The organism is Kribbella sp. CA-253562, assembly GCF_050942265.1.
GTDB lineage: Bacteria > Actinomycetota > Actinomycetes > Propionibacteriales > Kribbellaceae > Kribbella.
Genome location: NZ_CP192049.1, coordinates 3297681 through 3319705, shown reverse-complemented (window position 1 = coordinate 3319705; position 22025 = coordinate 3297681). Strand labels below are relative to the sequence as shown.

General features: G+C 70.9%; 19 protein-coding genes and 1 riboswitch. Of the genes, 9 read left to right on the top strand and 10 right to left on the bottom strand.

The window, feature by feature from the left end; all coding sequences use genetic code 11:
- Positions 1-134: 134 nt before the first annotated feature.
- The 8 genes from ACQPXM_RS15820 to ACQPXM_RS15785 are packed head-to-tail and all read left to right on the top strand — an operon-like array spanning position 135 to position 10681.
- Entirely contained in the window at positions 135-1526 is a 1392-nt protein-coding gene (locus ACQPXM_RS15820) for a hypothetical protein (protein WP_432949213.1), read from the top strand.
- Positions 1523-2749 (top strand): hypothetical protein, encoded by a 1227-nt coding sequence (locus ACQPXM_RS15815; RefSeq protein WP_432949211.1) that lies wholly within the window; start codon positions 1523-1525, stop codon positions 2747-2749. The genes ACQPXM_RS15820 and ACQPXM_RS15815 overlap by 4 nt, the downstream gene beginning before the upstream one ends.
- Positions 2746-3651 carry a sulfotransferase family protein gene (locus ACQPXM_RS15810; RefSeq protein ID WP_432949209.1) on the top strand — a complete coding sequence of 302 codons (906 nt, stop codon included), beginning with the start codon at positions 2746-2748 and terminating at the stop codon, positions 3649-3651. Before ACQPXM_RS15815 ends, ACQPXM_RS15810 begins: the two co-directional genes overlap by 4 nt.
- A complete protein-coding gene (locus tag ACQPXM_RS15805) occupies positions 3648-4958 on the top strand; it encodes a hypothetical protein (protein ID WP_432949207.1) in 1311 nt (436 codons plus the stop codon). The genes ACQPXM_RS15810 and ACQPXM_RS15805 overlap by 4 nt, the downstream gene beginning before the upstream one ends.
- A complete protein-coding gene (locus tag ACQPXM_RS15800; RefSeq protein ID WP_432949205.1) occupies positions 4955-5893 on the top strand; it encodes a glycosyltransferase family 2 protein in 939 nt (312 codons plus the stop codon). The genes ACQPXM_RS15805 and ACQPXM_RS15800 overlap by 4 nt, the downstream gene beginning before the upstream one ends.
- Positions 5890-7758, top strand: a complete 1869-nt coding sequence (locus ACQPXM_RS15795; protein WP_432949203.1) for a cellulose synthase operon protein YhjQ/BcsQ — start codon at positions 5890-5892, stop codon at positions 7756-7758. Before ACQPXM_RS15800 ends, ACQPXM_RS15795 begins: the two co-directional genes overlap by 4 nt.
- Complete coding sequence (locus ACQPXM_RS15790) at positions 7758-9365, top strand: polysaccharide biosynthesis C-terminal domain-containing protein (protein WP_432949201.1); 1608 nt, start codon at positions 7758-7760, stop codon at positions 9363-9365. The genes ACQPXM_RS15795 and ACQPXM_RS15790 overlap by 1 nt, the downstream gene beginning before the upstream one ends.
- Positions 9362-10681: an RCC1-like domain-containing protein gene (locus ACQPXM_RS15785; RefSeq protein ID WP_432949199.1), complete on the top strand. Its 1320-nt coding sequence runs from the start codon at positions 9362-9364 to the stop codon at positions 10679-10681. The genes ACQPXM_RS15790 and ACQPXM_RS15785 overlap by 4 nt, the downstream gene beginning before the upstream one ends.
- A 15-nt stretch (positions 10682-10696) precedes the next feature.
- Here the strand turns inward: ACQPXM_RS15785 and ACQPXM_RS15780 are convergent, their stop codons facing one another.
- The gene (locus ACQPXM_RS15780) at positions 10697-11812 is read right to left on the bottom strand and encodes a hypothetical protein (RefSeq protein ID WP_432949198.1); all 1116 of its coding nucleotides are present in this window, start codon (positions 11810-11812) and stop codon (positions 10697-10699) included.
- Between the two features lie 154 nt (positions 11813-11966).
- On the opposite strand from ACQPXM_RS15780, the gene ACQPXM_RS15775 reads away from it, so the two are divergent.
- Positions 11967-12692 (top strand): class I SAM-dependent methyltransferase, encoded by a 726-nt coding sequence (locus ACQPXM_RS15775; protein ID WP_432949197.1) that lies wholly within the window; start codon positions 11967-11969, stop codon positions 12690-12692.
- Between the two features lie 73 nt (positions 12693-12765).
- On the opposite strand, the gene ACQPXM_RS15770 is transcribed toward ACQPXM_RS15775, so the two are convergent.
- The 9 genes from ACQPXM_RS15770 to ACQPXM_RS15730 form a co-directional block, all read right to left on the bottom strand.
- A complete protein-coding gene (locus ACQPXM_RS15770; protein ID WP_432949195.1) occupies positions 12766-14469 on the bottom strand; it encodes a hypothetical protein in 1704 nt (567 codons plus the stop codon).
- Between the two features lie 114 nt (positions 14470-14583).
- Positions 14584-14745, bottom strand: a riboswitch (cyclic di-AMP (ydaO/yuaA leader).
- 327 nt (positions 14746-15072) lie between these two features.
- Positions 15073-15627 (bottom strand): glycosyltransferase, encoded by a 555-nt coding sequence (locus tag ACQPXM_RS15765; RefSeq protein ID WP_432949193.1) that lies wholly within the window; start codon positions 15625-15627, stop codon positions 15073-15075.
- Positions 15624-16121 carry a PssD/Cps14F family polysaccharide biosynthesis glycosyltransferase gene (pssD, locus tag ACQPXM_RS15760; protein ID WP_432949191.1) on the bottom strand — a complete coding sequence of 166 codons (498 nt, stop codon included), beginning with the start codon at positions 16119-16121 and terminating at the stop codon, positions 15624-15626. Before pssD ends, ACQPXM_RS15765 begins: the two co-directional genes overlap by 4 nt.
- The gene (gene cysN / locus ACQPXM_RS15755; RefSeq protein ID WP_432951028.1) at positions 16118-17362 is read right to left on the bottom strand and encodes a sulfate adenylyltransferase subunit CysN; all 1245 of its coding nucleotides are present in this window, start codon (positions 17360-17362) and stop codon (positions 16118-16120) included. Before cysN ends, pssD begins: the two co-directional genes overlap by 4 nt.
- A 7-nt stretch (positions 17363-17369) precedes the next feature.
- Positions 17370-18275, bottom strand: coding sequence for a sulfate adenylyltransferase subunit CysD (gene cysD / locus ACQPXM_RS15750; RefSeq protein WP_432949189.1), 906 nt, complete (start codon positions 18273-18275; stop codon positions 17370-17372).
- A complete protein-coding gene (locus ACQPXM_RS15745; RefSeq protein WP_432949187.1) occupies positions 18272-19030 on the bottom strand; it encodes a 3'(2'),5'-bisphosphate nucleotidase CysQ in 759 nt (252 codons plus the stop codon). The genes cysD and ACQPXM_RS15745 overlap by 4 nt, the downstream gene beginning before the upstream one ends.
- Before the next feature lie 81 nt (positions 19031-19111).
- Positions 19112-20548, bottom strand: coding sequence for a sugar transferase (locus ACQPXM_RS15740; protein ID WP_432949185.1), 1437 nt, complete (start codon positions 20546-20548; stop codon positions 19112-19114).
- Between the two features lie 371 nt (positions 20549-20919).
- Positions 20920-21195 (bottom strand): PspA-associated protein PspAA, encoded by a 276-nt coding sequence (gene pspAA, locus ACQPXM_RS15735; RefSeq protein ID WP_432949183.1) that lies wholly within the window; start codon positions 21193-21195, stop codon positions 20920-20922.
- On the bottom strand, positions 21192-22004 hold the full coding sequence (locus ACQPXM_RS15730; protein ID WP_432949181.1) for a PspA/IM30 family protein: 813 nt from the start codon (positions 22002-22004) through the stop codon (positions 21192-21194). Before ACQPXM_RS15730 ends, pspAA begins: the two co-directional genes overlap by 4 nt.
- Between the last annotated feature and the right edge of the window lie 21 nt (positions 22005-22025).

Sequence of the window (22025 nt, the reverse complement as noted above, 5' to 3'; positions counted from 1 at the left end):
ATCCCCGGCTCGTCACGGACAGGTGCCGAAAACGTCACCGGTCATTGGCGATCCGTTCTCCTGCACCTATCCTCGACGTGGGGAGAGCACCAGCTTGGCCGGGGGGCCGGGGTCGCAGGTGCTCGGGAGCACGGGTGGGGGAACTGAGTTTGTCGTCACACAACGTCGCCGCGGCGGCCGGGACCGTCGGGGCCGGCGGTGCCGCGCCACGCCGCGACCGCTGGTGGGCGGGCTGGCCGTTGTCGGTGCTGTTCCTCGGTTTCCCGCTGTGGTGGGTGCTCGGGATGACCGAGTTCGTCTTCTTCCTGGCCGCCGTGCCGATGGCCTGGTCGCTGATCAGCCGCAAGACGGTGATCGCGCCGCGCGGGTTCGGCTGGTGGATCGGCTTCCTCGCGGTCGTGCTGGTCAGCGCGACGATGCTCACCAGCGACGCGCCCTTCAGCACCACCGGGCCGCTCGGCGGCACGCTGCTCACTTACGTCTACCGTCTGTGCTGGTACGTCGTGGTCACGGTCGTGCTGCTCTACATCGGCAACACCGACAAGACCCGGCTGCCCACCCAGCGGGTGGTCCGGCTGCTCGGCTACATGTTCGTGGTGACCGCGTTCGGCGGCCTGCTCGGCGTCCTGGCGCCGAACTTCGAGTTCAGCTCGGCGCTCGAACTCGTGCTGCCGCGCTCGATCGGCGCCAACAAGTTCCTGCACGCGCTGATCCACCCGGCCACCGCCGACATCCAGAACGTGCTCGGTTTCGCCCAGCCCCGGCCGCGGGCGCCGTACGCGTACGCGAACTCGTGGGGCGCGAACCTGTCGTTCTTCCTGCCGTTCTTCCTCTACGCCTGGTTCGGCCGGGAGTCCGGCTGGCGACGGATCGCCGGCTGGCCGGTGCTGGTCGTCGCCGCGATCCCGGTCGTGTACTCGCTCAACCGCGGTCTGTGGGCCGTGCTCGTCGTCGGCGCCCTGTACGCCGTCGTCCAGGTGATCCGGCTGCGTGGCTTTCACGCGATGGCGTGGCTGGCGCCGGTCGCGGTGGTCGCGGTGGTGGCGGCACTGCTGTCGCCGCTGCCGACGATGATCAGCGAACGCCTGGCCCACCAGCACAGCAACGACCGCCGCAGCGAGCTCGCGGTCAAGACCATCGAGTCCACCGTGAAGGGTTCGCCGCTGATCGGTTTCGGCAACACCCGGGACGTCGAGGGCAGCTTCGGCTCGATCGCCGGTGGCGCGACGCTCGGCTGCCCGGCCTGTGCCGTGCCGCCGTTCGGCACCCAGGGGCACCTGTGGCTGGTCGTGTTCACCCAGGGCCTGCTCGGGACGGCACTGTTCCTGGCGTTCTTCCTGGTCCGGTTCGCCCGGCACGTGCGCAGCCGGGAGCCGATCACGATGATCGGGCTCGCGGTGCTGATCTTCTTCCTGATCGAGATCCTGGTCTACGACACGCTCGGCGCACCGCTGTTCACGCTGATGATCGCGCTGGGCCTGATGTGGCGAGACGAACGGGACGCGAAGGCGGTGACGCCGTCATGACCGTGACCGCCAACCCCACGACCGATCGCCTGGTCAGCACGGTCGAGCGGCTCTGGCCCGGCCGTTCGGTGGAGCTCGTCCAGGGTCGTCGCCGGACGCCGCGCACGCAGGACCTGATCTTCGTCCCGTCCCGCTCCGCGCCCCGCCTGCTGGTTCCGGCCGGGCGGCCGGCCGCAGCAGCGAGTGGGTTGCGCCGGTTCAGCCGGGCGCTGTCCGCCAAGGAGCGGGCCGTCCGCCTGATCGGCTCGCTCGCTCTGCGGGCACGGGCCGAAGGACTGCTGGCCGACCGGATCCGGATCACCCACCCGGCTGTCGCCCGCGACTCGATCGAGCAGCACCTGTCCGGGATCCTGGACACCGAGGTCGTCGTGGGGCTCGGCGTCGGCACGCTGCGCGCGAACCAGAAGCCGATCCTGCAGGTCTTCGACCGGCGTGGCCGCTGCGTCGCGTACGTGAAGGTGGGCGACTCCCGCCTGACCGCCGGGCTGGTCCGGCAGGAGGGCGCCAACCTGTCCGAGCTGGGCGACCACAACTGGACGCTGCTCGAGATTCCCGAACTCCTTCACCTCGGCCGCTGGAACGATCTCGAACTGCTCGTGATCTCCGCCCTCGACACCGCCATTCGGCCCGGCTCCGGCGGGTTGCTGCAGCCACCGCTCGCACCGCTCGACGAGCTCTACGACCGGTACGACGAAGGCTCGGCCGCGCTCGCGACGACGGCGTACTGGCGGGACCTGCGGAGCACCGCGGACCGGATCGAGGACGCCGGCCAGCGCGCGGCGTACGACGAGGCGCTGGAGCGGATCGAGCGCGGCCGTGGCGACGACGTGGTCCGGCTGACCGCTTGGCACGGCGACTTCGCGCCCTGGAACCTCGGTTTCCGCGGCGGGCGGCTGCAGCTGTGGGACTGGGAGCGGTTCGCCACCGGCGTACCGGCTGGGCTGGATCGGGTGCACTACGTGGTGCACACGAGCACCCGTGCGGCCGGCTTCTCCGACCAGGTGCTCGACACCGCCCTCACCAGCCCGTACGCCGGCCACCCGGCCTGCCCGCCCGCCGAGCAGGACCTGCTCGCCGGGCTCTATCTGGCCTCCCTCGCCGCGCGCTACCTGATCGGTAGCCAGGGCGCGCAGGGCGAGGTCCTCCGTCCGACGACCCGGACCGTGCTCGACGCACTGGCCCGGCACAGCCGGCGGATCACCGCCGCGAAGGGAGCCCGATGACCACCGGTCTGACCGCCAGGAGCACCGCCGTCCTGCGATCCACCCGGGACGTCGTTCCGGACGGCGCGCAGCAGGCCATCCGGACCGCGACCCGCGCCGTCGGCCGCGCCACCTCGGGCGTGCGGATGCTGCCGGACCTGATCGTGGCGGGCGCCCAGCGCTGCGGGACGACCACGCTGTACCGGCTGCTGGTGGACCACCCCGCGATCGTGCGACCCCTGTTCCACAAGGGCATCGGGTACTTCGACATCGGCTACGACCAGCCCTGGTCCTGGTACCGGGGGCACTTCCCGGTCGCGCCGGTCGCAGCGGCCCGGACCCGCCGGTACGGGCGGCCGCTGACCTTCGACAGCAGCGGCTACTACATGTTCCACCCGCTGGCGGCCGAGCGGATCGCCCGGCACCTGCCGGACGTCAAGGTCGTCACGCTCGTTCGGGACCCGGTCGAGCGCGCGTTCTCGGCGTACAAGCACGAGCGGGCGCGGGGCTTCGAGACCGAGGACTTCGAGACCGCGCTGGCGCTGGAGGACGAGCGGCTGGCCGGAGAGGTCGAGCGGATCCGGGCCGACCCGTCGTACCAGAGTTTCCACCACCGGCACCACGCCTACGTCGGCCGCGGCCGGTACGCCGAGCAGATCGTCCGGCTGCAGCGGGCGCTGTCGCCCGAGCAGGTCTTCGTGATCGACGCGAACCGGTTCTTCGCCGAGCCGGTCGAGCAGTTCGCCCGGCTGCAGCAGTGGCTCGGGCTGCCGGTGCACGACCCGGCCAAGGTGGAGCAGGCCAATGCCCGGCCCAGCAAGCCGATGCCGGACTCGCTGCGGTCCGCCCTGCTGGAGCGGTTCGAGCAGTCCGACACCGAGCTCACCGGCATCCTCGGCGCGACTCCGAGCTGGCGGCTGTGAAGCCCGGCCGCCCGGCGCGCGACGACGCCATCGAGCTGTCCGCCTACCTGCGCGCGATGCGCAGGGGCGCGGTGGCCGTGGCCGTCTGCGCGCTGGTCGGCGCCGTGGCCGGTGTGGCCTGGACCGTGCGGACGCCGCGGGTGTACTCGTCCACCTCGGCCGTGCTGGTCGCGGACGCTCCGCTCTACCTGGCCCGCCAGGGCGAGGAGGGCGCGAAGTGGTTCACCATCGACACCGAGGCCGCCCGGCTGGTGTCGGCCCCGGTCCTCGAGGCGGCCCGGCAGGCCACCGGCGAGAAGAACATCCAGACCAAGCTGCACATCTCGGCGGTGCCGACCACCAAGGTGCTCAAGGTGACCTACCAGTCCACCGACCGGCGGGCCGCCGAGAAGGGCGCGGCGGCGATGACCGCCGCGTACATCAAGCTGCGGCGCAGCGAGTTCGAAGCCCGCCGGGAGGACCGGGTGGAGCTGATCGGCCAGCAGATCGCCACGCTCAACGCGCGGCTGGACGGGACCCTGATCACCGGGAGGAGCACGCCGGCCAAACTGGCCGAGCAGCGCGCCACCCGGCAGGCGATCGCCGCGCAGATCGCGGCCCGGCAGACGGAGTCGCGGCAGGTCATCGCGACCAGCGCGTACCCGGGAGTGGTCGTCCGGGTCGGCGGCACCACGTCGGCCCGGCGAATCAACCCGCTGGTGCCGCCGGCCGCGGGGCTTGTGCTCGGTGGACTGGCCGGCCTGCTGATCTCGGCGGTCCGGTCGGGCCGGCTGGGCAGCGTCTCGGACGTGACCCGGCTGGTGCCCGGCAGCGCGGTGGTCAAGCTGCGGCTGCGTAAGCCCGGCGAGCCGAGCGGACACGACTGGGACCCGATCACCACCGGCGTACTGGGGATGGGCGCGGGGGCCGTGATGGTCGCGCCACCGGACCGGCCGCCGGGCGAGCCCGAACGAGCCGCCGCCGACCAGCTGTCCGCCGCACTGGGGTACCACGGGCGCCGGGCCTGGGTGGTCGATCACAGTGTGCTGCCCGCCGACACCGTTCCCATGCCGCGCACCCGCGCCCGGGCGAGCACCGTCCTGGTCACCAGCGACGGAGTCACCAGCGAGCCGGGGTCCGTGCTCGCCGCGCTCACCGGGCACGTCGTACTGATCGTCACACCGCGCACCCGGCACCGCGCGCTGACCGCGGCCGTGCACCGCGCCGCCGAGGTCGGCGCCACTGTTCAGGGAGTCGTCCTGCTGACCGGGTTCCGGTCGGCGGCCGACCGATTCGTTCCACCCGTGCTGAGAAGGAGCACTTCATGAGTACATCGCCCACTGCTCCTTCGGTGAGCGTCGTCGTGGCCACCCGCAACCGGCCCGAGCTGCTGCGCAAGGCGCTCGGTTCGATCGCGGCGCAGACCTACACCGGTCCGGTGGAGCTGATCGTCGTCTACGACCAGAGCGACCCCGAGACCGGCTTGGCCGCCGACCTGCCGTTGACCGGGCAAGCGGGTGAGCGCGTGGTCCGAGTGGTCACCAACACCCGGACGCCGGGCCTGGCCGGCGCACGCAACAGCGGCGTGACCGCCTCGAACGGCGAGTACCTGGCGTTCTGCGACGACGACGACAGCTGGCGGCCGGACAAGCTGAGCACCCAGGTGGCCATGCTGATCACCTCGGGCGCCGGACTGTCGGTCTGCGGAATCGAGATCACCATCGGCGACCAGACCCACGTCCGGGTGCCGACCCCGGCCGACGTGACCGTGGCCGAACTGGCCCGCCGCCGGGTGATGGAGGCGCATCCGTCCACCGTCGTGGTCCGCCGCGAGGCGTTCGACCGGATCGGGTGGGTCGACGAGGAACTGCCCGGCGGGTACGCCGAGGACTACGACTGGATGCTGCGGGCGCTGGCCACCGAGAAGGTGGCGGTGGCGAGCAAACCGCTGGTCGAGGTGCTGTGGCACCCGGGCTCGTTCTTCACCACCCGCTGGGCGGTGATCATCGACGCACTGGACTACATGGTGGACAAGCACGCGGCGATCCGGGAGAGCCCTCGCGGGCTGGCCCGGATCTACGGCCAGAAAGCAGTCGCGTACGCCGCGTTGAAGCAGCGTTCCGACTCCTCCCGGTGGGCCTGGCGGGCCCTCCGGCTGGCACCTGGTGAGAAGCGCGGTTATCTCGCGCTGGCGATCGCATCTGGGGTCGTCCCGGCGAACAGGGTTCTGCAATGGGCGAATGCGAGAGGGCGGGGAATATGAGCGGCACGACAACGGAGACGACAGGCCCCGTACAGGGCAGCAGATTCACCTGGTCGGGCCTTGCTCGCCGGCTGCCGGTGATCGTTGCCCTGCTGGCGGTCGGCACCACGCTGGGCTTCCTGGGGGCGCGGCAGCAGCCGGCCACCTACACCGCGACGGCGACCGTGCTGGTCGAGCCGGCCAACGGCAACCCGTACGCGCCCGGCGCCCGCGGCCAGAACCTCGCCAACCTCGGCACCGAGGCACAGCTGGTCAGCTCCGACGCGGTCGCCCAGCTGGCCAAGACGACGCTGCGCAGCAAGGCGTCGGTCGCGGCCCTGGTCGAGCAGCTGGCGGTCATCAACCCGCCGAACTCCCAGGTCCTCGAGGTGTCCTACACCGACATCACCCCGGCCGCGGCCCGCAACGGCGCCGACGCGTTCGCCAACGCGTACCTGGTCGCTCGGGAACGGCGGGCGGCCGAGTCGGTCCAGGCGCAGATCAACAACCTGACCAGGGCACGCAACGCCAACCAGTCCGCGCTGCAGCGCAACCTGGCCGCGCTCGGCCGGACCAACCCCGGTACGCCGGCCCGCGTGCTGGCCGACCAGCGGGTGGCCACCACGACCGCCGAGGCGACCAAGCTGGAGAACCAGATCAGCGACCTGCGGCTGTTCCAGGGCGACCCTGGACAGGTGCTGTCGCCGGCCTCCCTGCCGACCGGTACGGCGGGTTTGCCGAGCTGGATCATGCCGGTCGCGGGAGCGGGTGTCGGTCTGCTGCTCGGCCTGGTCCTGGCGATCATGCGGGCCCTCAACGACCGCACCCTGCGCACGATCGGTGACGTCAAGGCGCTCGGCTACCCGGTGCTCAGCACGGTCGAGCCACTCGCCGACGAGCAGGCCGACAGCCTGCTGGTCGACGCCTCCGCAGGACTGCCCGACGGCGCCCGGCTGCTGCGGAGCGTGCTCGGGGTCGCCAGCCCGGACGGCGGCGCGGTGCTGCTCGTCCCGGCCGGGTCGGCCGGGTCCCACACCACCACTCCCCTGGCGCTGGCCGCCGCACTCGCGCGGTCCGACCAGACGGTCACGCTCGTCGACGCCGACGGGGAGCTCACCCGGGCGACCCGGCTCGGCGACGTGGACGGTGTCGCGGAGGTACTGAACGACGCCGCCGACACCGACGACGTCGCCACGGAGTACCAGCCGAACCTGCGGTTCGTGCCGGTCGGCCCGAAGTACTCGACCTCGGTCGACAAGCTGGCCTCGCCGCAGATGCGGGCGTTCCTCGAAGGACTGTCGCCGGAATCGCACTGGGTGCTGGTGGCCGGACCGATCGCGTCCGCACCGGAGACGCTGACGCTGGCGGATCTGTGCGCCGACGTGATCATCCTGGTCAGCCTGCGGCAGACGACCACGGTCGACCTGCAGCAGGCGGCCGAGGCGGTCACCCGCGGCGGCGCCCGGCTGGTCGGGGTCGTGGTCGACCAAGGCACGCGCGGTGGCCTGCTGCGCCGGAACCGGGCCGAGACGGACAAGCCGCAAGAGGTCGCGGCCGCGCCGGAGCCCGTTGCCGCGCCGGAGCCCGTTGCCGCTGCGGCCCACGAGGACGCCGCTGCCGAGGTTCCCGCCGCCGCGACGCCGAAGCTGGTCGCGGTGGACGAGCGGACCGAGGAGATGCCCCTGCTCGAGGACCGCCCGGAGCCGGAGGCGGCGCAGGTCGATGCCGAGAGCAACGATCCTGCGGAGCAGCTGCAAGGACAGCACAACGGTCAGCACAACGGCCGGGCGAACGGGCAGGCCAAGGACTCGTCGCCGTGGTTCCCGGCCGCCGAGGCCGGCGACGACGAGGAGACCGGCTACGCGGCATCCCGGAGAACGGTGTAGTGACTGCCCCCCTCGCCGAGACGACCGGCCCGCACCCGGCCAGTCTGGGCAAGATCGCCCGCGGCGGCTCCGCCAACCTGGTCGGAGCCGCCGGCGGCGCCGTCCTGACGCTGTTGCTCACCTGGGTGGTGACGCGGGGCACCGAGGCCGGCGTCGCCGGAAGTCTGTTCGCCCTGACCGCGGTGTTCCTGATCGTCGCGTCGATCGCCGAGCTGGGCTCGGACGTCTCGCTGTCCAAGTTCCTGCCGCACTTCCTGGTCGAGGACCGGCTGGCCGACGCGCGCGCCACGGTCCGGATGGCCGCGCTGGTGTCGTTCGCCGGCGGCACCGTGGTGGCCGCCGTACTGCTCGGACTGCGGGAGCAGGTGGCCGGGGTCGTACTCGGCGAAGGCAGCGGTACGGCGGGCAGCCGGGCGGTCGCCGTACTGGCTGTCTGTGTGCCGCTCGCCGCGGTGACGAACACGGTCCTGTCGGCCACCCGCGGACTCACCGCGATCCGGCCGACCGTGCTGGTCGACAAGATCGGCCGGGCACTGCTGCAGGTCGGTTTCGTCGGCATCGCCCTGGCGGCCGGCGCGGGCCTGGGTGGCTTGACCCTGGCCTGGGCGCTGCCGTACGCCGTGGCCACCGTCGTCGCGATCGGCTGGTTCCTCGTCCTCGAACGCCGGCTGGTCGCCCGCAGCGGACCCGGCCGGCCGGCGTCGCCGCGCCGGGCGCTGTGGCGCGAGTACGCCGTCTACACCTGGCCGCGGGTGATCTCCCGGATCAGCCAGAGCATCCTGCAGCGGGCCGACATCGTGCTCGTCGCCGCGCTGCGCTCGCCGGCCGAGGCCGCGGTCTACACGGTCGCCACCCGGCTGTTCGTGATCGGTCAGCTCGGCACCCAGGCGATCCAGCAGGTCGCGGCTCCGCACACCAGCGCCTTGCTGTCCTCCGGGGACGACCGGGCCACCAAGCGGGTGTTCCAGACCGTCACCGCGTGGACGATGTCGCTGACCTGGCCGTTCTTCCTGGCCTGTCTCGCGCTCGCGCCGCTGCTGCTGCACGTGTTCGGCGGCACGCAGTACCGGGCCGGCGACGACGTGGTGGTCGTCCTGGCGATCGCCGCGTTGCTGGCGGCCGCGGGAGGACCGGTCGATCTGATCCTGCTGATGGCCGGCCGGAGCGGGCTGAGCATGGTCAACGCACTGGTTGCCCTGGGCGTCAATCTGGCCCTGAACCTGCTGCTGATCCCGCGGATCGGCATGGTCGGCGCGGCGATCGCGTGGGCCGCGGCGATCGTGGTGCGCAACGTGCTCGGCATGATCCAGGTGTCGATCAACCTGCACTGGTTGCCGTTCAGCCGGCTGTCGGTGACTGTCGGCGGTCTGGCGATCGCCTGCTTCGGCGTACCGCCGGTGATTCTGAAACTGGCCGCGGACCCCTCCGACGGGGTGCTCGTGGCCGTGCTGGCGGTGGGGGCCGCCGGCTACCTGGCCGCGTTGTGGAAACTGCGCGACCACCTTGCCCTGACGGCCTTCACCGCGATGCTGCGGCGCCGTCGCCACCCTCAGCCGGCCGGTGTGCTTCCGACCGCGGACGAAACGAAGCCGGTACCGATGTCATGATCCTTCGTCCTGCCCCTCGCCGGTTCACCCGACCGGCCGTCACCCTCGTGGCCCTGCTGACGGCCGCCGCCTGGCTGGGCGGCTGCGCCAAGGCCCAGCCGCTCGCGGAACCCTCCGCCGCCGGACCGACCAACACCGGCGGCCTGGTGCTGTCGACCGGGTTCTCCGACGCCGGTCAGCTCGGCCGGTCCGCGCCGACCGGGATCCGGACCAGCTTCGGGCCGGTGGTGGACCGCAGCGGCGCCAACCTGGTGGGGGTGATCGCTCTGGCCGCGGGTGAGCAGCACTCGCTGGCCCTGATGCAGGACGGCCGTGTCCTGGCCTGGGGCGCGAACGACGACGCGCAGCTCGGCAACGGCACCCGCGCGCCTTCGATCGTCCCGCTCCCGGTCCGCGCGCCGGACGGCGCTCCCGGCGTGCTGACCGGCGTGATCGACATCGCGGCCGACTCGAACACGTCCGTTGCCCTGCGCAAGGACGGCACCGTGGTGGTGTGGGGCCGGGCCAACTCCGGCCAGCGCGGGAACGCCGACACGACCGCGAATCCGACCACTCCGAGCGTGGTCCTGAACCCGACCGCGACCGGACCGCTGACCGGCGTACGGGCGATCTCGGCTGACGGCGGCAGCGAGCTGGCCCTGACCGATCGCGGCACGGTGCTCGGCTGGGGCAACAACGAGTACGGCCAGCTCGGCACGTCGGCCCCGGCGGTCGCCAAGCTGCCCGTGCTGATCACCGGCCGGAACAAGGCGCCGCTCACCGGCGTCCGGGCGATCGCGATCGGCGGTCAGCACTCGGTCGCGCTGCTCGGCGACGGACGCGTGGTCACCTGGGGGCGCAACGACGTCCAGCAACTCGGCGACGGCACGAACGTCAACCGCAGCGCTCCCGCCGAGGTGCTCGTCGCACCAGGCAAACCGCTGACCGGCGCCACTGAGGTCTCCTCCGCGGAGAAGCACACGCTCGCGCTGCTGAAGGACGGCTCGGTGGTCGGCTGGGGCCTGAACAACGGTGGCCAGCTCGGCAACGGCACCTTCAAGACGCAATCGTTCGCGTTGCCGGTCCGCGGCGAGGGCGACGAGCCGAAACTGGTGGCCGTACAGCACATCATGGCCGGGGAGAGCTACAGCGTCGCCGTGCTGCAGAACGGCGGGGTGATGACCTGGGGCGCCAACGGACGAGGACAGCTCGCCACCGGCGACCGCGAGGACCGCAGCAAGCCCGGACCGGTGACCGTCGAGAACGGTGTCCCGGCACCGAGCTGGGTCACCGCCGTCGGGGTCGGCCGCCGGCACGTGCTGATCGCGCTGCGCTGACTCCTGGCCCGCCGTTCAGTTCGGTACGGGGGGCGGCTTGAGCCGCGGCGAGCGCAACGCCGTACGCAGGGCCTTGACGGACGGATCGCCCGGCCGGAGCTCGGTCGCGCCGATCTCCTTGAAGTCGGTCTCGTTCCAGTAGACCAGCGCCTTCACCTGGGGGAAGGCGGCGAGCTGGTCCGGCATCGTCGTGAACACCGCGCTGCGCTTCACCTCGCCGAGGTTCTGGCTCACGCCCCACTCCGCCAGCATGATCGGCTTTCCCGGGTGCTTGGTGGTCGCCCAGGTGTAGAAGCCCGGCCAGTCGGGGTGGGCACGCTGGGTCCGGTTCACCGCCTGCCCGACGCCACCGGAGAACTCCGGATCCGGACCGAAGATGTAGGGATCCTCGGCGATCCAGTCGACCACGTCGTCCCCGGGGTACAGCTGCTCGAACCACGGCTGCGAACCCCAGTACGGCGCGCCGCGGTACGTCATCACCAGGATCGCGTTGGTCGCGCCCTTCGCCTTCAGCCGCAGCGCGACCCGGCGGTACATCGCCGCGTAGTCCGCGGCCGTGTAGCCCGAGCCGGCGGCCGGCCGGACCTCCTCCTCCGGCTCGTGGTGGATGGTCAGGAAGAACTTCTCCGGGAACGTCGTGCGCAGATAGTCCGCCTGGGCGTCGATCGCGGCGTCCACCTCCGGGTCGCCGGCGGCCACCTGCGCCCAGGTCCGGCCCATCTCGGGCTTCCAGTTCAGCAGCAGGATCCGCTTCTTGCCGGGTTCGCGGGCCCGGCTGATCATGTCCGCGGTCGGGAACAGCTTCGGGCTGGCGTTGTAGTAGTGCGCGATGTCGAGCGTCCGGCCGAGCACGTTCTCGAAGGCCGGCAACGCCTCGTCCCAGGACTCGCCGCCCAACGGGTTCGCCGCGGCGCCGAACCAGACACCGCACGACGGCACCAGCAGCGCGGACACCGTGCAGGTGCTGGTCGGCTGGGGCCGCGGGGCCGCGCCGTTCTGAGCCGGTGGTCGGTCGTTGTCGCGCACCAGGGCACAGCTCACCAGTGCCACGGCCGTCGCCAGGGCGCAGCCGCCCGTGACCATCAGCCAACGGGTCCAGCTCCTCGCCCCGCCCGGGAGTTGCGAACTCATCACCTGATGCTACTGCCGCGACCGGTCCACGGGCGCGGGCCGGGCCCGAGCCGGCCCGCCGATTTCGCCAGGACCGTTGTCAGCACCCGGCTGGGTCGTTAGGGTGAATCACCAGCCTGTGGGGGGCTGTGGTATTGGGGTGGGGGAAAATCGCATGACACGTGCGCTGGGTCTTGGTGCCCATCGAAGCAACAAGGGCGACCGCGGGGTGGAGAAACGTCTCACCGCGCTCGCCGGGCTGACCGAACTGTCCGGCAAACGACTGCTGGACGTCGGGTGCGGCGACGGCACCTACACGCGCCGGCTGGCCGGCGGGTTCGACGAGGTGACCGCGGTCGACGTCGAGCCGGAGCGGCTGGCCGTCTTCCGGTCCGAGCTGGAGGGGTCGGAGCTGGCGGCCAAGGTGCGGATCCGGCAGATGCCAGCCGAGGAACTGGACCTGCCGGACGAGTCCTTCGACGTGGTGACCACGATCGAGGTGCTGGAGCACGTCGCCGACCTGAACGCCTCGCTGAGCGAGATCCACCGCGTACTGGCACCTGGTGGACGGTTCCTGATCACATCGCCGAACCGGTACTTCCCGTTCGAGACGCACGGGTTCTTTGTCCTGGGCAAGCGTCGGCCACCGCGCTACGGGCCGTTCCTGCCGTGGATCGTGCCGCTGCACCGGCGGCTCGCGGACGCTCGGTCGTTCACCGTGCGCGGCCTGGGCCGGCAGATCGAGGCCAAGGGCTTCCGCCTGGTCGGGGTCGACTACATCATGCCGCCGTTCGACCGGTCCGGGCTCGGCGGCAAGATCCGCCCGATCACCGACGCGTTCGAGCGGTCGCGGCTGAAGTTCTTCGGGATGGCGCTGATCCTGGTGCTGGAAAAGGTCTGAGACCACGAGGCCCCCGTCCCGGGCCGGTGCCGATGGCACCGACCGGGACGAGGGCCTCGTCGCGTCGTACGGACTACTTCAGCTGCCGCGCGAGCAGGCCGGTGTTGAAGACCTCACGCGCCGCGGACTGGGTGGCCGCTGACGAGTCGAGCCTGGTCGTGCCCACCGTGTGGAAGGTGGCCTCGTTCCAGTACACCAGCGCCTTCACCTGCGGCATCTTGCGCAGGCCGTCCTGCACCGTGCGCAGCACGTCGGCCTTGCTCATGCCGAGCATGGTCTGCTCGTCGATGCCCCACTCACCGAGCATGATCGGCTTGCCCGGGTGCTTGGTGGTCGCCCAGGTGTAGAAGCCGGGCCAGCTCGGGTTGGTGTAGGTGTCCTTGCGGTTGACACCGGTGGTGAACGGACCCCACCAGTTCGCGTCGTCGCCGAAGATGTACGGGTCCTCCGCGATCCAGTCGACCACGTCGTCACCGGGGTAGAGGTCCTCGAACCAGGGCTGCGAGCCCCAGTGCGGAGTCCCCATGTAGTTCATCACGTAGACGGCGTTGGTGACGCCGTTGGCGCGCATCCGCTGGACCACGTGCCGGTACATGGCCCGGTAGTCCTTGGCGGTGTACCCCGAACCGGCGGCCGGCTTGACCTCTTCCTCGGGCTCGTGGTGGATCCCGAGGAAGAACTTCTCCGGGAACGTCGACTTGAGGTACTGGGCCTCGGCGTCGATCGCCTTGTCCACCTCGGGGTCACCGGCGGCGACCTGGGCCCAGGTGCGGCCCATTTCCGGCTTCCAGTTCAGCAGCAGCATCCGCTTCTTGCCGGGTTCGCGGGCCCGCTTGATCATCTCGGCCGTCGGGAACAGCTTCGGGCTCGAGTTGTAGTAGTGCGCGATGTCCACGGTCCGGTTGACCGTGGTCTCGAACGCCGACAGCGCCTGGTCCCAGGTCTCCGAGCCCAGCGGGTTCGCCGCCGCACCGAACCAGGCGCCGCAGGACGGCACCAGCAGCGCGGACACCGTGCAGCCCGGCGCCGTGGTGGGCGTCGTGGTCGGGGCGGTGGTGGTCGGCGTGGCCGTCGGCCGCGTCGTGGTCGGAGTCGCGGTCGGCGCCGTGGTGGTCGGCGTCGCCGTCGGCGTGGTGGTGGGCGTGGTGGTCGGCCGGGTGGCCGTCACCGTCGGGGTGGCCGTCGGCGTCGTCGTGGTCGGCGTCGAGGTCGGAACCGTCGGCTGCGGGCCGCTCGCGCCCTCCCGGACGTAGCTGATCTCCAGCTTCGTCTGGGTCACGCCGGACTGACGGGAGCCGAAGACGGCACCGCCACGGCCGGCCGACTGGGTCAGCGCCAGGTCGAGCGCACCGGCCTTGGTCACGCCCGCCGAGATGTCGATCCGCAGCTCGCGCGACGTACCGTCGTCGGGCGCGGAGGCGAACGGCGCTCCCGGCTTCGGCGCGGTGACCGCGGTGACCGCCTCGGTCCAGCCGCCCGGGGAGGCGGCCACGTGGATCGTGCTCGGCTTGCCGGCGGTCAGCCGGGTGAGCACCAAGGTGGCCTTGCGGTCGTAGCCGTCGGCAACAGCCGGGACCGCGTACCGCAGGTAGCTGGTCGCCTCGTTCTGCTTGACGAACAGGCGGGTGGACCAGCCGTGGCGCTGGGTCGGGGACTTGGTGGACACGTAGGCGTCCGCGGTCGCGGTGACCGTCACCGGGGCGGGTGCCGGCTCGTCGGAGTCGAGGGCCGCGAAGCCGATTCCCGCGGTGGTCAGCACGAGGGCACTCGCCGCCACGATCGGGATCAGGGTCCTGCGTCCGGCCTTGGCGGCCGGTTCGTTCAGTACGTCGGAGGGAACGGCAGACCGATGTCGGCCATGCCTACGGGAATGGTTGTCCCGCATGGGGGGCAGTCCTTCCTGCACGCCTGTGAGGTTAGCTGTCGGGCTCGGGTCGGAAGAATTACCCGGCCGCTGGCGCGGCTTCGCCCCAAGGACCGCCGGCTGGGCCGGCGTTCCACGGAACCTGTGGTTTCCCCACTTCCGCCCTCTGTTGCTGGGTGGTAGGTAGGTCGCCGGCCCGGAGGGCGGAACTCGGCGTTGCGCGCCGGCGACAGTGGTCTTGCCTCGCACGTCCCCAGGCCGGGCCAGGCGCGGGTGAGCTTACGCAGGTCCGCGCGAGGACCTCAAGACGTCCGAGCGCGGCCTTAACGTCACACTCGGTAGCCGACTCACACAGCGTCACATCACAGACCGATAACGGCCGCGATCGTCACCCGCTGTGGATCACGGCCTGCTATCCGGACACCGAAGGCAGTTATTCGGTTCGGCTCTCAGGCGGAAACAAACGCGTTCTTTACGTCACACCGGGCGCGGCGGACGGTGCTCAAACGCTTGTTTTCAAGGCGTCCGGAGGCGTCGCCGGGCATGCTGGACCGCCAGGCCGTCGATGATGCGACCGGTGATGTCGACCGCGGCCCGGAGCTGCAGACTGTCACGGTGGTTCTCCTCGGCCGACACGGTGTGGGCCAGAGGATCAGCCAGTACGCGGGACAGCGCCTCCAGGAAGGCCGCCCGATCCTCGCACAGCGTGACCAGACCCATCGCCCCCATCCGGCGGGAGAACTCCTGCTGGTGCTGGTCGACGTGCTCGTTCAGCACCGGGTCACGCGGTACGACGATCGGCTTGCGGCCCTGCTTGCGGACCTCCAGCATCGTCGCCGGGCCGCCGTGTGTGACGACGGCCGTCGAGCTGCGCATCAGGGCCTGCAATTCGTCGTACGCGACGATGCCGACGCCTTTGGCCCGGCGGGGCGCGGCCGTGGAGCCCAGCTGCACCAGCGCCGTCCGGGAATCGTTGCTCGGGAGCTCCAGGAAGTCGTCGACCCAGCCGACCAGCCGGTCGAACCGGTGGTGATCGGTGCCGAGCACGACCAGGATGTCCAACTCGTTCACAGCAACCTCCCGACGACGGCGGACCCGGAGTACAACTGCTGCTGCTCGTCCCACTGCACCAGCATCCGGCTGGTGAACGGCCGGCACAGCCGGGCGGTCAGCGTCGGGTGGTCGATCCGGTCGAACACCTCGATGTAGACGGTCGGGACGCGCGACAGCTTGCCCAGCACGAAGAACGGCAGCGCCACCCCGGCTCCGGTGGTGACGATCACGTCCGGCCGCTCGCGGCGCAGCACCTGGACGGCCAGCCACGTGTTGCGCAGCAGGTTCTTCACGTTGCGGGTGGTCGGGTGGTAGGCGTACACCGCCCGCTGGCCGGCCAGCAGCGACTTGCCGTCCTCGGTCGGGAACGTCACCCAGCACACGTCGCGCTGCGACCACCACGGTCGCAACGTCATCAGCTGCGCCAGGTGGCCGCCGCTGGAACACACCATCAGAACGCGGATCGACGGCGCGAGCGCGTCGTCGACCGGCCGGGGCTCGGTGGTCGTCATCTCGCCTCGTTGACCATGCCGGCGCCGACGGTGCGGTTGGTCGCCTCGTCGATCAGCACGAATCCACCGGTGTACCGGTTGCGCTTGTACTCGTCGCACAGCAACGGCTGGGTGGTGCGCAGCCTGACCCGGCCGATGTCGTTCAGGCCGAGATACTCCGCGCCGAGATCGCGGTGCAGCGAGTTCACGTCCAGCCGGTACTGCAGGTCCTTCACCATCGCCCGGGCGGTCCGGGTGGTGTGCTTGATCGCGAACTTCTGGCCGGGCCGCATCGGCAGGTCGTCCATCCAGCAGACCATCGCGTCGACGTCCTGGGTGACCGTCGGCGCGTTGTTGACCCGGCAGATCATGTCGCCGCGGGAGATGTCGATCTCGTCGGTCAGCCGGATCGTCACCGACATCGACGCGAACGCCTCCTCGACCTCGCCGTCCGCGGTCTCGATCGAGCGGATCGTCGAGGTGAAGCCCGACGGCAGCACCATCACCTCGTCACCGGCCCGCAGCACTCCCCCGGCCACCTGCCCGGCGTAGCCGCGGTAGTCGCGGTACTGGTCGGACTGCGGCCGGATCACGTACTGGACCGGGAACCGCACGTCGATCAGGTTCCGGTCGCTGGCCACGTGCACGTTCTCCAGGTGGTGCAGCAGGCTCGGTCCCTCGTACCACGGCATCGCGGTGGAGCGGGTGACGATGTTGTCGCCGAGCAGCGCCGACACCGGTACGACGGTGAGATCGCCGATGTCCAGCTTCGCGGCGAACTCGGTGAACTCCGCGCGGATCGTTTCGAACACGTCCTCGGAGTAGTCGACCAGGTCCATCTTGTTCACGCACAGCATCAGGTGCGGTACGTGCAACAGCGTCGACAGGAACGCGTGCCGGCGGCTCTGTTCCAGCAGGCCCTTCCGGGCGTCGACCAGGATCAGCGCCAGGTCGGCCGTCGACGCCCCGGTCACCATGTTGCGGGTGTACTGGATGTGCCCGGGGGTGTCGGCGACGATGAACTTGCGCCGCGGCGTCGCGAAGTACCGGTACGCGACATCGATCGTGATGCCCTGTTCGCGTTCGGCCCGCAGGCCGTCGGTGAGCAGCGCGAGGTTGACGTAGTCGTCACCGCGGTCCCGGCTGGCCCGCTCGACCGACTCGATCTGGTCGGTGAACACCGATTTGGTGTCGTACAGCAGCCGGCCGATCAGCGTGCTCTTGCCGTCGTCGACGGATCCGGCCGTCGCGAGTCTGAGAATGTCCACGTCAGAAGTACCCTTCCCGCTTGCGGTCTTCCATCGCGGCCTCACTGAACTTGTCGTCGCCACGGGTGGCGCCGCGCTCGGTGATCCGGGTGCCGGCCACCTCGGCGACGACCTTCTCGACGGTGTCCGCGTCCGAGCGGACCGCGGCGGTCAGCGACGCGTCGCCGACCGTGCGGTAGCGCACCGTCTCGGTGAACGTCGGCTCGCTCGGCTTCGGCACGCAGTACTCGTTGACGGCGAACAGCATTCCGTTGCGCTCGAACACCGTGCGCTCGTGCGCGTAGTAGATCGACGGCAGCTCCAGGCGCTCCTGGGCGATGTACTGCCAGATGTCCAGCTCGGTCCAGTTCGACAGCGGGAACACCCGGATGCTCTCGCCGAGGTGGATCCGGCTGTTGTAGAGGTTCCACAGCTCGGGCCGCTGGTTCTTCGGGTCCCACTGGCCGAACTCGTCGCGGAACGAGAAGATCCGCTCCTTGGCCCGGGCCTTGTCCTCGTCGCGGCGGGCGCCGCCGAAGACCGCGGTGAACTGGTGCTTCTCCAACGCTTCCAGCAGCACCGGCGTCTGGATCCGGTTGCGGGTGCCGTCGGGCGGCGCCTGCACGAAGCCACGGTCCAGCGCGTCCGGAACGCTTGCCACCAGCAACTGAAGGTTCAGCTCGCCGGCCCGCCGGTCCCGGAACGCCAGCACCTCGGGGAAGTTGTGGCCGGTGTCCACGTGCATCACCGGGAAGGGGATCCGCGCGGGATGGAACGCCTTCTGCGCCAGCCGGAGCATCACGATCGAGTCCTTGCCACCGGAGAACAGCAGCACCGGCCGCTCGAACTCGGCCGCGACCTCGCGGAAGATGTGCACCGCCTCGGACTCGAGCGTCTCCAGCTGCGTCAGCTGGTACCGGCGGCTCATCGGCCGCCCTCCCCGCCGAGGTAGACCGCGATCGCGGCCAGCAGCTCGTCGGCGACCTCCGGCCGGCAGACCAGCAGGTCCGGCAACTTCGGGTCGGGCTGGTTGTAGCGCAGCGGCGACCCGTCGATCCGGCTGCAGAACAGCCCGGCGGCCCGGGCCACCGCGACCGGCGCGGCGGAGTCCCACTCGTACTGCCCGCCGGCGTGCACATAGGCGTCGGCCTCGCCGCGCAGTACGGCGGTCGCCTTCACGCCGGCCGACCCCATCGGAACCAGCTCGGCGTCCAACTCGACCGCGAGCTTCTCGACCAGCGACGGTGGCCGGGTCCGGCTGACCGCGATCCGCAACCGGCCGCCGTCGCGGGGCGCCGGCGGGACCGGGTCATCGGTGCCGTGGACAACGTTCATCGCCGGCAGCGCGACGGCGCCGGCCACGAGCTCACCGCGTTCCCACAACGCGACGTGCACCGCCCAGTCGCGGCGCGGCGGCTCCCCGTACTCGCGCGTGCCGTCGAGCGGGTCGATGATCCAGACCCGGTCGGCGGACAACCGCTGCGCGGTGTCGGCCGATTCCTCACTCAGTACGGCGTCGCCCGGCCGGCGATCCCGCAAGCCGCGGATCAGCAGCTCGTTCGCCGATCGGTCGCCCTCCGCGCCGAGCGCGCGGCCCGCTCCCCGGGCCGCCCGCAGCGTGAGCAGCAGCCGTCCCGCGTCCGTCGCGAGTTCCGCGGCCAGCCGGCCGTCTTCGGTCGCCATCCGTTCCCCCTCCATCGAAAAATTCCCCCCTCGGCGACTGTTGTCGCCACCGAACGACCGTCCCCCAACGGCCGCCCGGGCTCAGTACGCGCCGGAACCCTTCAGCACCGCGCGTGCGGTCTTCCACAAGATCAGCAGGTCCAGCGTCATCGACCAGTTGTCGACGTAGCGCAGGTCGAGCAGCACCGACTCGTCCCAGGACAGGTCACTGCGGCCACTCACCTGCCACAGCCCGGTCAGGCCCGGTTTCACCAGCATCCGGCGGGTGTCGTCGGCGGCGTACATGGCCACTTCGCGTTCCAGCGGAGGCCGCGGACCGACCAAGGACATGTCACCGCGCAGGACGTTGATCAGCTGCGGCAGCTCGTCCAGCGAGTACCGCCTCAGCACCTTGCCCACCCGGGTCACCCGCGGATCGGAGCGCAACTTGAACAGCACCCCGTTGCCGTCGCTGCCGGCGGTCAGCTCGCCCAGCCGGTCCTCCGCGTCGACCACCATGGTGCGGAACTTCAGCATGGTGAACGGGACGTTGCCGCGGCCCACCCGGCGCTGCTTGAACAACGCCGGCCCGTGACTGGTCAGCCGGACGGCGAGCGCGATGCCGACCAGCAACGGCAGCGCGATCAACAGCAGCGCCAGCGCCATCACCCGGTCGAAGATGCTCTTCAGCAGATGCGGTCCGGCGCTCGACGACGGACGTTCCAGGTGCAGCAGCGACAGTCCCGCGACCGGGCGGATCGAGATCCGCGGACCGGCCACCTCGATGATGCCGGGCGACACGATCAGCTCGACGCCACGCTGCTCCAGCGCCCAGGACAGCCGGCGCAGCGACTGGCCGGCCAGGTCCGGGTCCGAGGCGATCGCGACGACGTCGACCGCGTGCCGGTCCACCGCCGCCATGATGTCGGCCTCGTCCAGCCCGTCGGGCGGGACCGGAACGCCGAGCCGTGCGTCGCCGCGCGGCCGGCAGACCGCCACCACCCGGTACCCGTCGGCGGGCCGCTCCTCGAGGCGCTCCCGCAAGGTCGCTGCCTCGCCGTTGCGACCGACCACGAGCACGCGGCGCATGCACCGGCCGCGATAGCGGTGCCGGCTGAGATCGCGGCGCAACAGGTAGCGCAACAGCAGCGCCAGCACCATCGTCGCCGGGATCGCCAGCACGACGAAGCCGCGCGCGATCTCGCTCTTGGTCGCGTACGACACCACCGCGACCACCGCGGTCAGCCCGAGACCGGACCGCAGGATCGAGCGGAACTCGTCCGCGCCGGCACCGAACGACCGCGACTCGTACCCGCGCGACAACGCGACCGCGGCCACCCAGGCCAGCGGCAGCAGGCTGCCGAACACCAGGTAACCACCGCCGATCTGGTACCCGAACCGGGTCAGCAGCGCCACCGACGCGCCGATCACGGCCGCCAGCAGATCACCGCCGATCGCGGCCCAGTGGTACACCGCGACCCACGGCGGACGTGTCGCCCAGGTCGACCGCGGCACGATCGCGGGCACCGTGTCCGGCACGACCCAGACGGGTCGACGCCGGTCCGGCACGTCCGCGATCAGCGGTCCCGGGCCTTGCGTAACTTGCTCCCCCGCGACGGCATTATCCGTCACCCTCCGTCACCCCCCGGTGAACACCGCCCCCCGTTTCCCCCGGGTGCGGTTTGCCGCATGTTCGCCGCCTGGTCGGCAGCGGTTCAGCTGAGCGTACTACGCGTGACGGCTCCCGAACAGCACATCCGGCCAGTCATCGCGGGCTGATCGAGCACCACGCTGCGTGCTCGGATCCACACAGCAGAAGGGCCGATCCGCACGGATCGGCCCTCTCCACTCGATGCTCGTACCCCGGGCGGCCCGTCAGCAGGGGACCTCGGGCCACCGTCGTCCCGCGGTCAGCCGGCGATCAGGCCGTCGCCGCTGATCAGCTCGCGCATCTCGGCCAGCGTGCTGTCGCCCGGCGGCAGGATCGCGTCGGAGTCGTGCAGCTCGTTGTCCGGCACCCGCTCGCCGCTGCGGACGAACTCCAGCAGCGCGGTGAAGGCGGTCTTGAAACCGTCCTCGTCGCCGGCCGAGACGGCCTTCTCCAGGTCGGTGTCGACCGCGTTCAGCTGGTCCAGCTTGTCGTCGGCCAGCCTCCACTGCCCCTCACCCATGATGCGAACGATCATCGAACGTCTCCGTCCTGGGGGCGGGCCGGCTGCTGCACCGGCTGCTGGGCGGGCTGAGCGGGCTGCGCCGCACCGGGCGCGTCCTGGGACAGCTGCTTCGGTGCCTCGGAGCCGCCGATCTGGGCCTTCAGGGCGGCCAGCTCGTTCTCGACGTCGGAGTTGGACGACATCCGCTCCAGCTCGAGGGTGATGCTGTCCTTGCTCGTGCCCGAGGCGTCGTCGAGCGCGCCGGAGGCGAGCAGCTCGTCGATCGCGCCGGCCCGGGCCTGCATCTGCTGGGTCTTGTCCTCGGCGCGCTGCACCGCCAGACCGACGTCGCTCATCTCCTCGGAGATGCCGGAGAAGGCCTCGTTGATCCGGGTCTGCGCCTCGGCCGCGGTGTAGGTGGCCTTGATCGTCTCCTTGCGGGTCCGGAACGACTCGACCTTGGCCTGCAGCCGCTGGGAGGCCAGCGTGAGCTTCTCCTCCTCGCCCTGGAGCTGGGCGTGCTGCGCGGTCAGGTCGTCGATCTGGCCCTGCAGACCGGACTTGCGGGTCAGCGCCTCCCGGGCAAGGTCCTCACGGCCCATCGAGAGCGCCTTCTGGGCCTGCTCCTGCAGCTTGGCCGACTGGGCCTGCAGCTGCGAGGCCTGCAGCTCCACCCGCTTGCGGCTGGTGGCGACGTCGGCCACACCACGGCGTACCTTCTGCAGCAGTTCGAGCTGCTTCTGGTACGAGTAGTCAAGGGTTTCGCGAGGATCTTCGGCCTTGTCCAGGGCTGTGTTCGCCTTGGCCTTGAAGATCGTCGACATCCTCTTGAAGATGCTCATCGATATCCGTACCCCTTCTGT

Excerpts from the sequence above, each read along its gene's own strand:
- ACQPXM_RS15785 (WP_432949199.1), top strand. The coding sequence starts at position 9,362 with ATGATCCTTCGTCCTGCCCCTCGCCGGTTCACCCGACCGGCCGTCACC.
- ACQPXM_RS15745 (WP_432949187.1), bottom strand. The coding sequence starts at position 19,030 with ATGGCGACCGAAGACGGCCGGCTGGCCGCGGAACTCGCGACGGACGCG.
- ACQPXM_RS15775 (WP_432949197.1), top strand. The coding sequence starts at position 11,967 with ATGACACGTGCGCTGGGTCTTGGTGCCCATCGAAGCAACAAGGGCGAC.
- cysD (WP_432949189.1), bottom strand. The coding sequence starts at position 18,275 with ATGAGCCGCCGGTACCAGCTGACGCAGCTGGAGACGCTCGAGTCCGAG.
- ACQPXM_RS15800 (WP_432949205.1), top strand. The coding sequence starts at position 4,955 with ATGAGTACATCGCCCACTGCTCCTTCGGTGAGCGTCGTCGTGGCCACC.
- ACQPXM_RS15730 (WP_432949181.1), bottom strand. The coding sequence starts at position 22,004 with ATGAGCATCTTCAAGAGGATGTCGACGATCTTCAAGGCCAAGGCGAAC.
- pssD (WP_432949191.1), bottom strand. The coding sequence starts at position 16,121 with ATGACGACCACCGAGCCCCGGCCGGTCGACGACGCGCTCGCGCCGTCG.
- ACQPXM_RS15780 (WP_432949198.1), bottom strand. The coding sequence starts at position 11,812 with ATGAGTTCGCAACTCCCGGGCGGGGCGAGGAGCTGGACCCGTTGGCTG.
- ACQPXM_RS15795 (WP_432949203.1), top strand. The coding sequence starts at position 5,890 with ATGAGCGGCACGACAACGGAGACGACAGGCCCCGTACAGGGCAGCAGA.
- ACQPXM_RS15810 (WP_432949209.1), top strand. The coding sequence starts at position 2,746 with ATGACCACCGGTCTGACCGCCAGGAGCACCGCCGTCCTGCGATCCACC.
- ACQPXM_RS15815 (WP_432949211.1), top strand. The coding sequence starts at position 1,523 with ATGACCGTGACCGCCAACCCCACGACCGATCGCCTGGTCAGCACGGTC.
- pspAA (WP_432949183.1), bottom strand. The coding sequence starts at position 21,195 with ATGATCGTTCGCATCATGGGTGAGGGGCAGTGGAGGCTGGCCGACGAC.